Raw genomic sequence first — 16,963 nt, 5'->3', positions numbered from 1 at the left:
CAATATGACGATGAATGCGTGAATAATTCGAAAGGAGGAATTACCGTCATGTATAAAGCGAAGAAAGCCGGACTGCGGCAGGTCCATGAGAGAGATGGCAGGAAGCTGTTCTGGATGGCGCTTCCATTTGTGATCTTCATCCTCATTTTCAACTATCTGCCTCTTTGGGGCTGGTCATTTGCCTTTGTCAATTACAGACCGGGACGGTCTATTTTCGACTGCGACTGGGTCGGACTGAAAAACTTTTCGGCCCTTTTCCTTCAGCCGGAGATGAGGAGCAGGCTTTTTGAGGTAATCCGCAATACGCTGGGAATGCAGCTGATTAATTATCTGCTGATGCCGCTGCCAATGCTCTTTGCCGTGTTTCTCAATGAGCTTCGTTCTTCAAAGTTCACAAAGTTTGTTCAGACTGTCACGACACTGCCCAATTTCATTTCATGGGTTATCGTATATTCTCTGGTCTATGGAATGCTGGCTGTGGATACGGGCTTTGTGAACAATGTGTTAAAGCAGCTGGGACTGATTGAAAATGGAATTCCGTTTTTAACGTCCAGCGAACACGTCTGGCTGAAAATGGCGCTGCTGCATCTGTGGAAGTCCCTGGGATGGAACGCGATTGTATATCTGGCCGCCATTGCTGGGATTGATCATGAAATTCTGGAAGCGGCGCAGGTGGATGGCGCAGGCCGCATGCGGCGGATCTGGCATATCATATTACCGCAGCTGATTCCCACCTTTTTCGTGCTGCTGATTATGAGTATCGGAAACTTCCTGAATGCGGGGATGGAACAGCAGCTGTTGTTCAGCAATGCAATGACAAAGCCCTATATTGAGACGCTGGATCTGTATGTATATAATATGGGAATCGGTTCCGGAATGATTTCCTACTCCACAGCTGTAGGTATGATGAAATCAGTTATTTCACTGCTTTTGTTTGCAGGCGCCAACTGGCTTTCAAAGCTCATTCGCGGGTACAGCGCATTTTAGGCGGAATAAAACAAAATCTGAGAAGCTTTTTGATTACAAAGCCGCTTGCGCGGCAGAATGAGAGGTAAAAATGAAGAAGAAAGAAGGGAAAAGGAAGCTTTCTGTGTCCGACAGAATTTTTTACGGCATATCCTATACGGTTTTTACCCTGATCGCTCTGGTGTGTATTTATCCCTTTTACTATCTGATCATCAATACGATCAGCCGGAACGATTATGTGGATCTGGGACTGATCATGTACAGACCCATCGGTGTCCATTTTCAAAATTACATCAATCTGTTTAAACAGAACAATGTGCTGAATTCCCTGTTTATTTCCCTCAGCCGCACAATCCTCGGTACAGCGCTTCCGGTGCTGTGTACCTCAGTGCTTGCTTATCTTTTTACAAAAGAGCATATGAAGCACCGAAAGCTGCTGTACCGGATTACCATTATAACCATGTATTTTTCGGCGGGAATGATCCCCATTTATATGAACATTCGGATGCTGGGACTGTTAAATAATTACTGGGTTTACATTATTCCAAGTCTGATTCAGGTATACAATATGGTGCTGATCAAAACCTTTATTGAGTCGCTGTCGCCGGTGCTGGAGGAATCGGCGCAGATTGACGGAGCAGGATATGTCTGCCGGTTCATCCATATTGTTTTTCCGCTGTCAAAGCCGATTTTAGCTACAGTGGCGCTGTTTTGTGCGGTGAGCGCCTGGAATTCCTATATGGATACGCTTCTTTACATAACGGATTCCGACTTGTATACGCTGCAGTTTACGCTGTATGAATATCTCAGTCAGGCATCGTCCATCGCCTCAAGCATTAACAGCATGACGGACATGAGCATGCTGGATAAGGCGACGCAGATTTCAACCACATCCATTAGAAATACCATGGCGGTGATAACCATCCTGCCAATCATCTTTGTGTATCCGTTCATTCAACGCTATTATGTTCAGGGCATAATGATCGGCGCGGTGAAGGGCTGAGCAGACAAGCATGGTCTGAAACTGCCGCTGTGATGATTAAGTTTAATATTTAAGGAGGAAAAAGAATGAAAAAAAGGTTACTTGTATTTTCTCTGGCACTGCTGCTGGGATGCACAGGTCTTGCCGGCTGCGGGTCGCAGGAAGACCACGGTGAGGAAATGGCGTCTATTACTTATTTTGGCGTGAATGCCAATTCCGGAAGCGGTGAGCTCACAGGAGGGCTTGGAAAATTTTTTGAGGATCGCGGCCTGACCGTGGGGGTGGTACCCTATTCGGAAGAAAGGCTGCAGGCACAGCTTGCTTCCGGGGATCTGGCGGACGTGATCTGGCTGCCGCAGCAGGAAATGCTGACAGCTGCAGAAAGCGGACTGATCATCCCTTTGGACGATTATATTGATCAGATGCCCAGCATTACGGCGCATGCAGAGCTTTTTGACCCTGCATTTGAGTATGCCCGTGAATATAACAGCAATGGAACCGGAAATCTCTATTATATCGGCCAGGTGGGACCAAGCTCATTGAATGTTGCGGCGGATACAGAGCGGTTTGCAATCAAGATGAACTGGGAGGTCTATGCTGCGGCAGGCTACCCGGAGTTCAGCACACTGGAGGATGTCATTCCCGTGCTGAAGCAGATGCAGGAAATATATCCGCAGACGGAGGACGGTCTTCCTACCTATGGAATGAATCTTTTCTCTGATTTCGATACGGATCATTTCTGGAATATCAACAGTGTTTACTGCCTGCTGGGCAAGCTGGATACCTATCTTGGATGGGGCGTAGAATACGACGTACTCACACAGACAGGAACCTCCATGTTTGCCGATGACAGCACCTATTATCGTGCATTAAAGTTTATGTATGAAATGAACCAGGCTGGTCTGATAGACCCGGATTCCTTATCCCAGACACGCTCTACCGCGTGGGAAAAGATCCATAACGGCGCAGCCCTTGCCGGGTGGGCAGGAAATCCAGGATGGGAGGATGACGGCTATTATCCTGTAGTATTTGATGAATTTGTTCCCACCTATACATCGGCATCCGCTTATCCCACTGGCGGATACTGCATTTCGGCCACCTGTGAAAATGTGGATGCGGCGATAAAGTTCCTTGATATTCTTGCAAATGAAGAGGATCTGCTCATTCTGTGGAGCGGATATCCCGGAGATGACAGACGGTGGAACTATGATGAAGAGGGTGTTCCCACCATTACAGAAACCTATGCGGAAGCGCTGAACAATGGAACGGAGCTGGAGATTCCTGCGGAGGAATCCATTGAATTCTGGAACATAACCTACCTGATCAGCAGCGGATATGTGCTTGACGCAGGCACCAGCTATAACTATACCTATTTTCCCAGCTATTATGACTATATATACAGCTCTGACCTGGCAAAGGACTGGACAAATCTGTATGGTTATACTTATCTGAGAGAGATGATCGACGATCAGGACTGGCCGGTTGCAGACCAGACGGAAGGCTTTTCCGCATTCCTGTCGCCGGATGACGACGATATGCTTTTGAAAAAGGCTGCGTTAAAGGATGTGATCGTCCCTGCTTCCTGGAGAATGGTGTTTGCGGCAGATGAAGCAGAATTTGATTCCATCTGGAATGAGATGAAGGCCCAATGCGAATCCCTTGGAATTGATGAAGTGATTCAGTATAAGCTGGATGATATTGCAAACGCGCGTGCTCTGTGGGCTGCCACAAATGAATAGATTTGCGCAGCCTTATGTAAGCGGCTGCTCATAAAAGCAGCCGCTTTTTTTGCAGGCCATGATATAATACTTTTGCAGGAACCAAGAGATGATGCCAAATGGAAAGGATAATAAGTGGATTTTATGGCGCAGAAAAAATACAGCATACGTCCGGTTAATAAGGTATTTATCATATGGCTTTTCACCGCGTTGATTTTGTTTGCAGGCGTTACCTGCTCCTTTTCCTATGCGGTACGGAGAAACAGCATCATGCTGCAGTGCGAAGGGATTATGGGAGAGCTGTTTGAGCTTTACAGGGAAAAGGTATATGGCTTTTCCAACATATATGTGCCTGTTTTTCAATCAGATACATATGAAAATATGATGTACAGCTATTTTGAGAGGGAAGGAGAGGAGGTTCCAAGCGCAAGAGAGCGGGCTGATCTGGTAGAGCTGTTAGGAAGAATGCTAAATCAGGATGAAGATATAGTATTTATTGGATTGTACAATTCCGGCGCAGATTATAATTACTGCATGATCTATGGAGAAAATACGCTGAGCGAGCTTTGGCCGGACATCCCTAAGGGAAACGGCGCGGACACGGAGTCCATGCAGCTGCTGGGGCGTTATACATGGCAGAAGGACAATATGACAAAAAGCGTATTCCTCATAAAGGGAAGCGCCTTTTCGGAGAAGGAAGACAGCTGCATTCTGGTGGGATATGATGCGGATATTTTTGATAAGGTGGTGCTGAGGGACACAGCAAAAGCGTCTGCCATATATCTTCTTTCAAATGAAAGCGGGGTTATCTATGATTCAGAAGAAATCCCATATACAGGAACCTTTGATACGGACTGGATCAGTGGAGAATCCGGTTATGATATTGATCCTCAGGGGAAATTGTGGGTCACGGGATCTATCCGCAACAATGGCCGTATTTTTACAGCCGCGTATCTGATCCCCTGGTGGAAGGTGTTCTTTATCAGCAATCAGGATACACCTCTGCTGCTTTTGCTTCTTGCGGGCTTTGCCGTGATTGCCCTGCTTTTGTATTTCCGGTCAACGCGTCAGATTTTCCAGAAGGTGGAATGGATTCAAAATGGTCTGGAGACAATCGGAAGCAACAGGCTGGATTACCGTCTGCAGCTGACGGGAATGGATGATGAATTCGATGGAATCGCACAGGATATCAATATCATGACAGAACGGCTGGAGACCAGCATAGAACAGGAATACCAGATGCGCATCAGACAGAAATGGAACGAGCTTTATCAGATTCAGTCACGGTTCAATCCTCATTTTCTGTACAATACCCTGGAGGTGATTCGTGGAAAGCTTTTTCAAAACGGAGATCTGGAAAATGCGGATTATATTGAAAAGCTGTCCCGCATTTTTCGGAATCTCACGGACGCGGAACCGGTCTCTTCCATACGGGAGGAAATCGCGTTCTGCAGCCTGTATATGGCGCTGCTGCAGCTTCGTTATCAGGATGCGGTGGATGTGGAATATGACATTGACCCACAACTGCAGGAATGCGGCATTCTCACCCATCTGATCCAGCCGGTGATCGAAAATTATTTCGTACACGCCATGTCTGAAAACAACGACTGGCATGTAATGGAAATCATCTGTGAGAAAAAAGAGGGAGGCAGGATTTCGTTTACTATCGCAGATAACGGAACCGGCATCCCCGAAGAGAAGAGGATAGAGATCAACCAAAATTTAAAGCAGCCGGATATGAAGGCCCAGGGATACGGGCTTGCGAGCATTGCCAGAAGGATTCGCCTGTTCTATGGTGAGGATTGTGGAATCGAGCTGGAAAAAAACCAGCCTTGTGGAATCAGAGTTATCATAACAATCCTTGAAATGAGCAGACAGGAGCATCTGATGAAAATGGGAATTTATGAACCATAAAAATAACAGGACATTACAAGAGGGGAGCATTATGGAACTACATTTGCTTGAGAACAGAAACATTGGCGGCTATGTATCCTTTGGAACGTGCTGGAAGCCAGGCGAGGTGACAGGGGAAGCTTTTACTGTCAGAAACCTGGAAGGGGATCCTATAGACGTCCAGAACGAGGTGGCCGCCAGATGGCCGGATGGAAGCGTGAAATGGATGAGGCATACGGCGGACAGTGAAAAAATGGGAGAGAGGATCTGCGTCCAGCCAAAAAAGCCGCAAGAAAAGGAGTATCGTGTCCGGGTCAGAAAAACAGCCCTGGGATACCAGGTGGATGCAGGCTGTATCAGCTTAAAGATTCCGGATGCAGGTGGTTCATCCCTGGCAGAGGACGTAAGGCTGAATGGGAAGCTCAGGCTGAGGTCTGTTCAGCCCGTTTTTGAATTGGAACGGCGGACAAAGGAAGAGGATCTTTGTGTGACGAAGGTGAAACGCTGCGAAAGTAGGGTGGAGCGGGTGGATATGGAACAGGAAGGGCCGGTTATCTGTGTGGTGAAATACCAGGGATTTTATTGTCCCGAGGAGAGACTGATGCCGTTTACAATCCGCATGATGATTGGCCTTGACAGCGGAGAGCTCCGGTTTGAAAATACCTTTTTTTATCATGGAGATGAGCAGAGGGATTTTGTAAAGGGATTTGGAATCCGGTTTGATACAGTCCTGGAGGGACACCCCTGGAACCGCCATGTAAAGTTTGGTACGGAGAAGGGAATTTTTCATGAAACAGCGATGTATTTGTACAGCTACAGCCCAAGAACGCCCATAAGCCTCCGGCAGGCGCAGATGAAGGGGGAAATCCTGAGATTTGCGCCGGAAAGTGATGAGGGAAGGCTGACGGAGGCTGCGGCTGCAGACCTTCCGGTATGGAACCGGTACATTTTGACCCAGTCCTCCTGCAGAAGCTGGGAGATCGGAAAGCAGACAAAAGAGGGCTGCTGCCTGCTGGATGTGCAGACAGGCACAAGAGCCCAGGGAACAATGTCGGTGGCCGGAGAAACCGGCGGCATCATGATAGGGATCAGGGATTTCTGGCAGCGCTTCCCATCGGGCCTGGAGGCAGCTTCTCTGGCCAAAGACAAGACCTGCTGCTATGCCTGGTTCCATTCCCCGCAGGCGGACGCAATGGATTACAGACACTACGATACACGCAGCTACCAGCAAAGCAATTACGAAGGATATCCGGAATTGGGAGCCAGCGCAGACGGAATTGCAACAACCAGCGAATGCTTTGTATCCCTGGTGGAGGATGTGCCGTCCGATGAACGGTTCGGCAGATTTACCTGCAGAACACAGAAACCGGCGGTTTATGTAGCTGACCCGGCTGTCTATCATGAAAAGCGTGCATTTGGCTTTTGGAGCCTTCCCTGTCATGATACGAAAGAGGAACAAAAGCTGGAACAGCTTTTGGAACAGGCATTTTGCTTCTATCAGGAGGAAATTGAGAAGCGCAGCTGGTATGGGCTCTACGATTACGGGGATTTCATGCACTCCTATGATGAAGTACGGCACTGCTGGAAGTATGATTTTGGAGGCTGCGCATGGCAGAATACGGAGCTGGTTCCAACCTACTGGCTCTGGCTTTACTTTATGAGAACCGGCAGGGAGGATGTCTTTACAGTGGCGGAAGCAATGAGCCGCCACTGCTCTGAAACAGATGTGTATCATCTGGGAAGACTAAAAGGGATTGGTTCCAGACATAATGTCCGTCACTGGGGCTGTCCCTGCAAGGAACCCCGCATTTCAATGGCCGGTCATCACCGCCCCATGTTTTATCTGACGGGGGACAGACGGCTGGGAGATTGTTTTGACGAGGCGCTCTGTGGGCCAGAATCCTTGAAAAATATAACACATTATTATGGCACGGGTTCCCTGAAGGACAGGCTTCTTGTGCGCACCGGCCCGGACTGGGCGGCGTTTGTGTCAGATTGGATGACAGCTTATGAACGCACGCTGAAGGAAGAATACAGACAGAAAATTCTAAAAGGAATCGAAGGAATACGGCAGGCTCCCCTGCAGCTTGGATCCGGGCCGTCCTTCTGCTTTGAACCGGATACGGGAACCATGGAATACTGCGGAGAATTTACCGAAAACATTCATCTGACGCTGTGCATGGGGGAGCCCCAGATCTGGCTGGAAGCTGCAAAGGCGGCCGACTGTGAGGAGCTGGCTGTGATGGCTGCGGATTATGGAAAGCTGTATCTGATGACGCAGGAGGAACGGCAGGAGGCCGCAGGAGGCCTTTGCGCGGGGAAAAATTATGTTATGAACTATGTGGCAGCAGGAATAGCCGCCTATAGCGCAAGAAAAAAGAAAGACCGCAGGCTCTCACAGCGCGCCTGGGAAACCCTGATGGAGGCGTGTCCCTGCTGCCATAACAGGGAAGGATTTCAGAAAGAGGCATATGGGATCAGTCCCTTTGGGGAAAAAAGGGAGGATATTCCTTGGATTTCAACGAATTATGTTTCACAGTGGTGCCTGAACGTTATTATGGCCCTGGAATTTATCAGGGAAGACCTTCCAAAGGAGAAGGAATGGGAGGCCCATGCGGCCCGGCCCCATGAGATTGCAAAATGAGGAAAAGAAAATGGAATTTTTAGATTTATCAGGAGAATGGAGCTGCAAAATACCTGGCCGTACTGCTAAAATCAGGCTGCCAGGCACTCTGGAGGAAAACGGGATAGGAGATCCGGATAATCCAAAGCGCCAATGGCATTTAGGAGATGTGGGCAGCGCAGGAATCTGGCAGGAGGGGGATCCTATTTTGACCCGCCTCACAAGAAGCTTCTGCTATGAAGGGCCTGCGGAAATATCCAGAGCGCTGGACTGGACGGTGCCGCCCTGCAGGCGCATTTTTCTGGAGTGTGAAAGGGCCAGACATTTGTCTTTGAAGGTAAATGGAGAAATGATTCCCTGCATGGGGGAGCCTAATATCAGCACACCCTATGTCTTTGAAGTAACGGGAAGGATGACAGGGCATGACATGGTCACGCTGATTTCGGATAACAGCTATCCGGGATGGCCCCATGAGGCCATTGTGCGTTCCTCCGCTGCTGCGGACGAAACGCAGACCAACTGGAACGGAATCCTGGGATATCTGCGCCTGCGGATGGAAAAGCCGGTTTTTATTGAGCATGTGGCTGTTTATCCAAAAGGAGAAACGGTGGATATCCTTTTGGAAATCAATGCTGCATCCTCATGGAAGGGCACGATTTCTGTTGCGTCCTGTGCTTTTTTGGAAAAGGAGGTGTACGAGCGGGCTGTTGACAAGGGATGCTCGGAAATCAGACTAAAGGAAATCCGGCTGAAAAAGAATCTGAGCCGCTGGGATATCGGGGAAGGAAAGCTGTATGAGCTGACTGTTTCGGCAGATGGAATGGACAGCCGGATAGTTTCCTTCGGGATTCGTGAATTTTACGCAAAAGATGGCTCCTTCTTTCTCAACGGACGCAGAATATTTTTGCGGAGCGAGACGAATTGTGCCGTATTTCCTGAGACGGGGTATTCCCCCATGAGCGTGGAAGAATGGCGTGAAATTTTGAAAACATATAGGGATTATGGCGTAAACTGTGTGCGCTTTCACAGTCACTGCCCTCCTGAGGCGGCATTTACCGCAGCGGACGAAATGGGAATGCTGATGCAGCCGGAGCTGTCCCACTGGAACCCGAAAAACACATTCTCCACGCCCGACACCTGCACCTATTATGCCGGTGAATTAAAACAGATCCTCCGCCTGCTTTCAGATCATCCTTCGTTTGTGATGCTGACACTGGGAAATGAGCTGAGGAGGGACGCTGCCGGGGCGGCATATATGACGCTGCTGCTGGAGAAAGCGCGGATGCAGGATCCCACAAGGCTGTATGCCAATGGCTCCAATACGGAGTATGGCCTGCAAGGGCAGGATGAGGCAAGCGACTTTTACACGGCGATGGCATGGTTTGACAAAGATCTGAGGGCGACCTCGGGGAATCTGTCAGGCTGGCTCAACCACAGTCGGCCGGATTCCCAAAAAGACTACACAAAAACCCTGAGAGCTATAGAGGAAACCACACAGCAGCCTGTCTTTTCCTTTGAAGTGGGGCAGTATGAGGTGCTTCCGGATTTTGATGAGATTTCCTGTTTTCATGGGATAACCAGACCGGACAACCTGCGGTTTGTGCGCAGGAAGGTAGAAGAGAGGGGGCTGCTTCCTGAGTGGAAGGACAGAGTGGAGGCCTCGGGGGAGCTGTCGCTGTTATGCTACAGGGCTGAGGTGGAAGCAGCTTTGCGGACAGAGAAAATGGCAGGAATCTCTCTGCTTGGTCTGCAGGACTTCCCGGGACAGGGTGCAGCGCTGGTTGGAATGCTCAATTCCCATCTGAAGCGTAAGCCGTTTGATTTTGCCCGTTCGGAACGATTTCGATCATTTTTTGCGGATGTGGTGCCCCTGGTATGCCTGCCTGGATACACCTTTTTTTCTTCGGAACTGCTTACGGCGAAAGTCCTTTTGGCAAATTATGGAAGGAAGGATATACGGGAGCTTCCCCAATGGTCCCTGCGAGGAGATCAGATGGAAATGGAAGGAGCATTTCCCATGGTTACGGCGCGGATGGGAGGACTGACACAGCTTGGCAGGCTGGAAATCCCCCTTGAAAGCTGGAAAGAACCTTCCCAGCTGACATTAAGTATACAGTTTGGAAATTATAAAAACGAATATTCTGTGTGGGTCTATCCGGATGAGGAGCCAAAATGTCCCGGGAATGTATATGAATGCCGTTCATGGGACGAGAAGGCTTTGCGTGTTCTGGATCAGGGAGGGGCTGTTTATCTGGCGCCGGACGCGGTGAAGGAAGCGATGCCGAATTCTGTTCAAGCACAGTTCAGCACAAATTTCTGGTCCGTATGCTCCTTTATTGAGCAGCCGGGATGTATGGGACAGTACGTCCAAAAAGAACACCCTCTCTTCAAACGGTTTCCCACACAAAAGCATACGGACTGGCAGTGGTGGCAGATGGCAGTCCAGCGGGCCTGGATTCTTCCAAAGCGGATAGAAGCCCTGGTGGAAGAGATGGATACATGGGCATATCTACGCCCCATGGCTCAGCTGTTTGAAGCCCGATGCCTGAATGGAAAAGTTCTTGCTTCCTCCATGGGACTTCATAATCTTCAGCAGTATCCGGAAGCCAGAGCTCTGCAGTCCGCAGTCTATGCTTATATGGCTTCAGAGGATTTCAGACCCTCGCAGGAGCTTTCACCCAAATGGATGGAAAGTCTGTTTCAGACACATGAATAAAAAATTTTTACAAATAAAATACCGCCGGAGAGCGGAGAAAGCGCATACGAAGATGGCATTGTATATTGGAGCAAATTATCACCCGCACGACTGGGAACCAAAACGATGGGAGGTGGACATTGGGCTGATGAAGGAAGCCGGGTTCACCACTGTCAGAGTGGGACATTTGTGCTGGGACAGCTTTGAACCGGATGAAGGAGTCTATCGCTTTGAATGGTTTGATAAAGTCATGGACTTGTTTGCAGATGCGGGAATCGGCGTCGTTCTGGATATTACCATGCGTCCGGCGCCCAGATGGGTGCACAAGCTGTGCCCCGGATGTAACATTCATGATAAAAGCGGGATTCTGCAGTCCAGCATACGCAGATACATGGAGGATGTGGACGACCCGGCATATCAGCACTATGCGCTCCGGTTTGCCGAAACGATGGTCAAACGGTATCGGGAACATCCGGCACTGTTTGCGTTTGGGCTATGCAATGAAATCGGAAGTGGAAAGAAATCCTTTTCCGAATACAGCAGGCAGCGTTTTATACAGTGGCTGAAGCATAAATATGGAACGGTGGAGCAGCTGAATGCTGCCTGGGCAACACGGAGGTGGTGCAGGAGGCTTACCAGCTTTGACGATGTAGAATTTCCAGAAAACGGAATTTCGGTGGGAGCTCCGGAAGCCTGGCTGGATATGAGACGGTTTTTCTCTGACGGAGCAGGAAATTTCCTGATCAGCCTGAAAGAAGCAGTGGAAGAATACGCTCCTGATATTCCCCATTCCTCCAACCATTATGCGGAGCTGGAGGACTTTGGATTTGACTATCTGAAAGCATATAAGGACTTTGTGGATTATCCGGGCATGGGGTTCTATCCGGGCTATCATATTACGGAGAGATACCATTATATGGACAGTATTTATCATCAGAGGCTGGCAGAGACGGACAAGCCCATGTGGTGCCTGGAATTTCAGTCAGGGGGAGAAGGCCTGCATCATGGGCCCTATGGTTCGGTACGGATGATGGCAATGCTGTGCCTTTTAAACAGGGCACAGATGATTCTGGGATGGACCTGGCGGAGTATGCTTGCAGGGGAGGAGCAGTATTTGTGCGGAATCATCGGACACGATGGGATTCCCACCGTCAATTACCGGGAATACAAGGAAGTTGCGGCATATATGAAAAAGCTGGAAAAATATGCGTTTCCCTATCTTCCTGTTCCGGACATTGCGGTGGCTTTCAGCTATGACAATGACTGTGTGATTCAATATGGTTCCAGACATTATCATCAGACCTACAGCCAAAACAGGGTGGAGGTGCAGAAAACCTTTTTTGAACTGAACAGGGATTATAATGTGGTCCGCCTGGGGGAGATAAAGCATGACTACAAACTCCTCATCCTGCCGGAATATGTTCTGATGTCAAAGCAGGAAGCAGAAGGGGTACGCCGTTTTGTGGCAGAAGGCGGAACGGTCATCATGACGGCCTACTCGGCAACAGTGGATGAACACAGCCAGGTATTTGGGACCTCCAGGCCTGGATGGCTGGCAGACGTCTTTGGCATCCGCATCGCTGGCTTTGACAGGACGGGCTCTGAATGGAGGGATTTTTCGGAACACGCGAAACTGATAGAGGATGAGAAGGGAAAAAGAGAGCTTTTGAAGGTATCGGCCAAAGAAGAATTCTATATTGATGTGGAATACTATGAGGAGCTGGAGCTCAAGACAGCCTCTGCATATGCGGTATTTCCCGAGAAAGGCCTATGTGCTGTTTCGGAACATGCCTATGGAAAAGGAAAGGCATATTATGTGGCGGCAGAAACCAACGCGGAGCTTTTGAAATGGCTGATTCGGAGCCTGACACCGTCAATTGGACTCAAACCGGGGCTGACTGTGCCGCCCGGAGTTTTGGCAAGAGAAATCGCACAGGGACAGCTGTTTTATGTTAATACCACCAAAAATGCGGTTTTGATTCCTCTAAAGAGACCGGGAAGAGGAGTTATTTCAGAAAGAAGCTATGAGGAGAGCCTGCTTTTAAATGCCTATGATGCAGAGCTCATCTGTGAAGCGCAGTGAAGAAAGGAAGCATAGCCGGCTTCATGCTTTGATAACGAATAATAAGTCTGATTACGAATACAAAAAACAAGACATACAGGTGTCTTGTTTTTTGTGTTATCATAAAACTGCTTGAAAGGAATCGTTATGAAAATAGACAGGCTGATCGGGATTTCCTGATTGGAGATCAGTCGGTACTGATTGACCTGGCCTCCTGGTACAAGGCTTCGCTGGCTCCCAAAATTCCCGGGGGAATTTCCGTGAAAGCATTGTTTGAAGCCGATTGCAAATGGAGGCTTGTAGAAGAGTTTGGGACAGGCTGTTTTACTGTCCGCCCTGACGGAAGGCTGCTTTTTCAGGCAGAGTATACAGACAAGGAGAACCTGCTTACCTGGCTTTTGTCCTTCCGAGAAAAGGCAGAGCTTCTGGAGCCGGAAAGTCTCCGGGCAGAGCTGGCGGCTTGTCTTGAGAACACATGGAAGCGTTACAGACAGGAAGAGGGAAGGCCGAAATAATCGCTTCCCGTTCCGGTCCCGGGGTTTGCGGCGCTTTGGAACGGAGGGAAAAATGCGTTATGAATGGATGGATGAGTATCTGCTTCAAAAAAGAGGTGTGACAAAGGATTTACAGGAGACTTGGAATTGGATTCGCTATCATGTGGGTGGAAAAATGTTTGCGGCCATCTGTCTGGACGGACAGAAGCAGCCTTACTACATTAATTTAAAGCTGGAGCCCATGGAGGGGGATTTTCTGCGCTCCCAGTATGAGGATATCATTCCCGGATATTACTCGGATAAGCAGCATTGGAATTCTGTGAAGCCGGATGGAAAAGTCCCGGATGACCTGCTGCGCGACTTGCTGGATAAATCCTACGGCCTGGTTCTGGCAGGCTTTTCAAAGAAACGGCAGAGGGAGATTCTTGGATTGACGGCATGCGGCGCAGAATGCAGTACATGTGGTTTTTACGGCAATCTGTGCAAGGGCTGCAACGAATGCAGTGGAAAGGTATTCCATGCAGAAAGTGGAAAACCCTGTCCCATTTATGCCTGTTGTGTAAATAAACACAGGTATGCTGCCTGCAAAGACTGCAAGTCTCTTCCCTGCGGCATCTGGAGGGAAACGAGGGACCCCAATCTGAAGGACGCTGAATTTGAGGAGAGCATAGCGGTCCGGGTTTCCAATCTGAAAGGAGTATAGAACAGCCATGGCATTTGATTATAAGAAAGAGTATAAAGAATTTTATATGCCTCCGAAGGAACCAGGCATCGTAAAGGTGCCGGCCATGAAATATATTGCAGTTCGTGGGAAAGGCGATCCAAATGAGGAGGGCGGGGAATATCAGCAGTCTGTGGGTCTTTTATACGGCATTGCCTTTACCATTAAGATGAGCAAGAAAGGGAATCATCACATAGAAGGCTATTTTGATTATGTGGTGCCGCCTCTGGAGGGCTTTTGGTGGCAGGAGGGGGGAGAAGGCATTGATAATACACACAAGGAAGGCTTCCACTTCATTTCGGCGATCCGTCTGCCCGATTTTGTGACAAAGGATGATTTTAACTGGGCGGTCAAAGAGGCAGCAGCCAAAAAGAAAGCAGATTTTTCCAAGGTGGAATTCCTCATATATGAAGAGGGGGAATGTGTTCAGTGCCTGCACATCGGCCCCTATGATGACGACAATCAAAAAAATATGACATAATAAAGTTGCCGAATTGTCATTTTTTGATTATAATTAAGTTTATGCACAATAAGGACTAAACTGACAGAAATGGAAGAGAGGGCAGAAAATGGGAGACACAGTGCAAATATTGATTGCGATGGTCATTTATATGGCGGTGGTTATTATACTGGGAGTAACCTTTGCAAAAAGGGCAAACGCCAATTCGGATGCTTATTTTCTGGGAGGAAGAAGCCTGGGGCCATGGGTCACGGCCATGAGCGCCGAGGCTTCGGACATGTCCGGATGGCTGCTTATGGGGTTGCCGGGGGTTGCTTATTGGTGCGGAATTGCAGACGCGGCCTGGACGGCCATCGGTCTGGCCGTGGGCACCTATGTGAACTGGCTGATCGTATCCAAGCGCCTTCGCCGTTACAGTGTGAAAGCGGGCAATGCCATTACCCTTCCGGAATATTTTTCAAATAGGTTTCATGAAAAGAGCAAGGTCATTATGACCATATCCGCTCTGTTTATTCTGATTTTCTTTACTGTTTACGCCGCCAGCTGTCTGGTGACTTGCGGAAAGCTGTTTTCCACACTGTTTGGCATGCCGTATATCCCCATGATGATTGTGGGCGCTGTGTTTGTTTTGATTTATACCCTGATTGGCGGGTTTCTTGCGGAGAGCGCTTCCGACTTTATGCAGGCCATTGTAATGATTGTTGCACTGGGAGTGATCGTGTGCGTGGGAACTGCGGCGGCGGGCGGCCTGGATGCTGTCATAGATAATGTAGACTCCATACCGGGGTTCCTTGAATTTTTCGGAATTGCCACCCCTCAGACAGTGGATGGGGTCCAGCAGGTGGCGGCGGGACAGCCGGTGTTTGGAGAGAAGGGGTCTTACAGCATTCTTTCCGTGGTATCCACTATGGCGTGGGGGCTTGGCTATTTTGGTGTTCCCCAGGTGCTTCTTCGATTTATGGCCATCCGGAATGAAAATGAACTTACAAGGTCCAGAAGAATTGCCACAGTGTGGGTGGTGATCTCCTTAGCGATTGCTGTGTTTATCGGGGTGGTGGGCAGAGCCTTGTATCCCACGGCTCTGCTTACGTCCTCCGATGCGGAAAACGTATTTATCCTCTTGGCAACAAGCCTGCTTCCGCCTCTGATCGCGGGATTTGTCATGGCGGGAATTCTTGCAGCCACCATCAGCTCCTCCGACTCCTATCTTTTGATTGCGGCATCTGCCTTTGCGAAGAATATTTATCAGGGACTGTTTCGAAGAAAGGCTTCTGACAAAGAGGTTCTGCATATTTCAAGAATCACGCTTTTTGTGATTGCCATTGCGGCCATTGTGATCGCCCTGGATGAGAACAGCGTTATTTTTACCATTGTCAGCTTTGCCTGGGCAGGATTTGGAGCCACCTTTGGACCGCTGATGCTCTTTAGCCTGTTCTGGAAGCGCACCACCCGGGCGGGGGCCATTGCCGGGATGCTGGGAGGCGCAGGCATGGTGTTTGTCTGGAACCTTTTGGTGCGTCCCCTGGGCGGTGTGTGGGACATCTATGAACTGCTGCCCGCATTTTTGTTCTCAGCCCTTTGTATCGTGATAGTGTCTCTTCTGACGCCTGCTCCGTCAAAGGAGATACAAAAGGAGTTTGAAGAAGTAAAAACGGGCGGGATAATTTAGGTAAAAGTAAAATTCAGGAAGGAAGACAATATGATACTTTGTATTGCATCAGCTCCGTGCAGAGTCTGAGGAGGCTGCATGGAGGAACAGCAGTTTGCTGATATCCTCAGACTTTGCTTCTGTTTTATGGATGAATCATAAATAAAAGGAGCAAAGATATGAAATTGATTAAGAAGAATCATAGATCGGAATTAAAAGATTTTTGGGTTCTTTGGAGCACCCAAAGTATTTCTCAGCTTGGCAGCAGCATTACTGCATTTGCATTGACATTGTGGTTATATGAAAAGACAGGCTCTTCTTTAAGTACGGCTGCGCTTACAATATGTTCTTATGCGCCATATGTAATCATGAGCATATTTGCCGGAGCGCTGACAGACCGATTTGACAAAAAGAAGACCATGCTTAGCTGCGATGTGTCTGCAGTAATATGTACAATCATTGTATTTGTATTATTTCGGACAAATTGTTTGACGGTATGGCATCTATATGTTTTGAATGGAGTTTCCGGGTTAATGAATACAGTGCAGCAGCCTGCTTCTGAGGTTGCAATGACGCTTGTCATACCGGAAAAGTATTATCAGAAGACAAGCGGCCTGCGCTCTTTGTCAAGATCACTGATATCCATATTGAATCCTTTAATTGCCACGTCATTGTACGCATTAGCAGGCCTGAATGCTGTC

11 protein-coding genes and 1 pseudogene are annotated in these 16,963 nt (G+C 48.7%); all 12 read left to right on the top strand.

What is annotated here, in order from left to right; translation table 11 throughout:
* Positions 1-48: 48 nt before the first annotated feature.
* Positions 49-987, top strand: coding sequence for an ABC transporter permease (locus tag AC1WIP_RS02125; protein WP_481140261.1), 939 nt, complete (start codon positions 49-51; stop codon positions 985-987).
* A gap of 70 nt (positions 988-1,057) precedes the next feature.
* Positions 1,058-1,969, top strand: a complete 912-nt coding sequence (locus AC1WIP_RS02120) for a carbohydrate ABC transporter permease (protein ID WP_481140260.1) — start codon at positions 1,058-1,060, stop codon at positions 1,967-1,969.
* A gap of 65 nt (positions 1,970-2,034) precedes the next feature.
* Positions 2,035-3,687 carry an extracellular solute-binding protein gene (locus AC1WIP_RS02115; RefSeq protein ID WP_481140259.1) on the top strand — a complete coding sequence of 551 codons (1,653 nt, stop codon included), beginning with the start codon at positions 2,035-2,037 and terminating at the stop codon, positions 3,685-3,687.
* A gap of 123 nt (positions 3,688-3,810) precedes the next feature.
* On the top strand, positions 3,811-5,580 hold the full coding sequence (locus tag AC1WIP_RS02110) for a sensor histidine kinase (protein WP_481140258.1): 1,770 nt from the start codon (positions 3,811-3,813) through the stop codon (positions 5,578-5,580).
* A 31-nt stretch (positions 5,581-5,611) separates the two neighbouring features.
* Complete coding sequence (locus AC1WIP_RS02105; protein ID WP_481140257.1) at positions 5,612-8,203, top strand: exo-rhamnogalacturonan lyase family protein; 2,592 nt, start codon at positions 5,612-5,614, stop codon at positions 8,201-8,203.
* A gap of 10 nt (positions 8,204-8,213) precedes the next feature.
* Complete coding sequence (locus AC1WIP_RS02100; RefSeq protein WP_481140256.1) at positions 8,214-10,898, top strand: glycoside hydrolase family 2 TIM barrel-domain containing protein; 2,685 nt, start codon at positions 8,214-8,216, stop codon at positions 10,896-10,898.
* 52 nt (positions 10,899-10,950) lie between these two features.
* On the top strand, positions 10,951-12,960 hold the full coding sequence (locus AC1WIP_RS02095) for a beta-galactosidase (protein WP_481140255.1): 2,010 nt from the start codon (positions 10,951-10,953) through the stop codon (positions 12,958-12,960).
* Positions 12,961-13,199: 239 nt separating this feature from the next.
* Positions 13,200-13,454 carry a WCX domain-containing protein gene (locus AC1WIP_RS02090; RefSeq protein WP_481140254.1) on the top strand — a complete coding sequence of 85 codons (255 nt, stop codon included), beginning with the start codon at positions 13,200-13,202 and terminating at the stop codon, positions 13,452-13,454.
* Between the two features lie 52 nt (positions 13,455-13,506).
* Complete coding sequence (locus tag AC1WIP_RS02085) at positions 13,507-14,136, top strand: MmcQ/YjbR family DNA-binding protein (RefSeq protein ID WP_481140253.1); 630 nt, start codon at positions 13,507-13,509, stop codon at positions 14,134-14,136.
* A gap of 7 nt (positions 14,137-14,143) precedes the next feature.
* Positions 14,144-14,614, top strand: a pseudogene (locus tag AC1WIP_RS02080) (GyrI-like domain-containing protein); the annotation flags it as partial.
* Between the two features lie 109 nt (positions 14,615-14,723).
* Entirely contained in the window at positions 14,724-16,283 is a 1,560-nt protein-coding gene (putP, locus tag AC1WIP_RS02075) for a sodium/proline symporter PutP (protein WP_481140252.1), read from the top strand.
* Between the two features lie 158 nt (positions 16,284-16,441).
* On the top strand, positions 16,442-16,963 hold a 522-nt coding region (locus tag AC1WIP_RS02070; protein ID WP_481140251.1), incomplete at its 3' end, for an MFS transporter.

Source organism: Acetatifactor sp., from assembly GCF_982438285.1.
This window is presented reverse-complemented; position numbering and strand designations above follow the sequence as displayed.

Bases quoted from the DNA above. Each gene is read 5' to 3' on its own strand.
- AC1WIP_RS02115 (WP_481140259.1), top strand. From the start codon at position 2,035: ATGAAAAAAAGGTTACTTGTATTTTCTCTGGCACTGCTGCTGGGATGC.
- AC1WIP_RS02105 (WP_481140257.1), top strand. From the start codon at position 5,612: ATGGAACTACATTTGCTTGAGAACAGAAACATTGGCGGCTATGTATCC.
- AC1WIP_RS02110 (WP_481140258.1), top strand. From the start codon at position 3,811: ATGGCGCAGAAAAAATACAGCATACGTCCGGTTAATAAGGTATTTATC.
- putP (WP_481140252.1), top strand. From the start codon at position 14,724: ATGGGAGACACAGTGCAAATATTGATTGCGATGGTCATTTATATGGCG.
- AC1WIP_RS02125 (WP_481140261.1), top strand. From the start codon at position 49: ATGTATAAAGCGAAGAAAGCCGGACTGCGGCAGGTCCATGAGAGAGAT.
- AC1WIP_RS02085 (WP_481140253.1), top strand. From the start codon at position 13,507: ATGCGTTATGAATGGATGGATGAGTATCTGCTTCAAAAAAGAGGTGTG.
- AC1WIP_RS02100 (WP_481140256.1), top strand. From the start codon at position 8,214: ATGGAATTTTTAGATTTATCAGGAGAATGGAGCTGCAAAATACCTGGC.
- AC1WIP_RS02120 (WP_481140260.1), top strand. From the start codon at position 1,058: ATGAAGAAGAAAGAAGGGAAAAGGAAGCTTTCTGTGTCCGACAGAATT.
- AC1WIP_RS02095 (WP_481140255.1), top strand. From the start codon at position 10,951: ATGGCATTGTATATTGGAGCAAATTATCACCCGCACGACTGGGAACCA.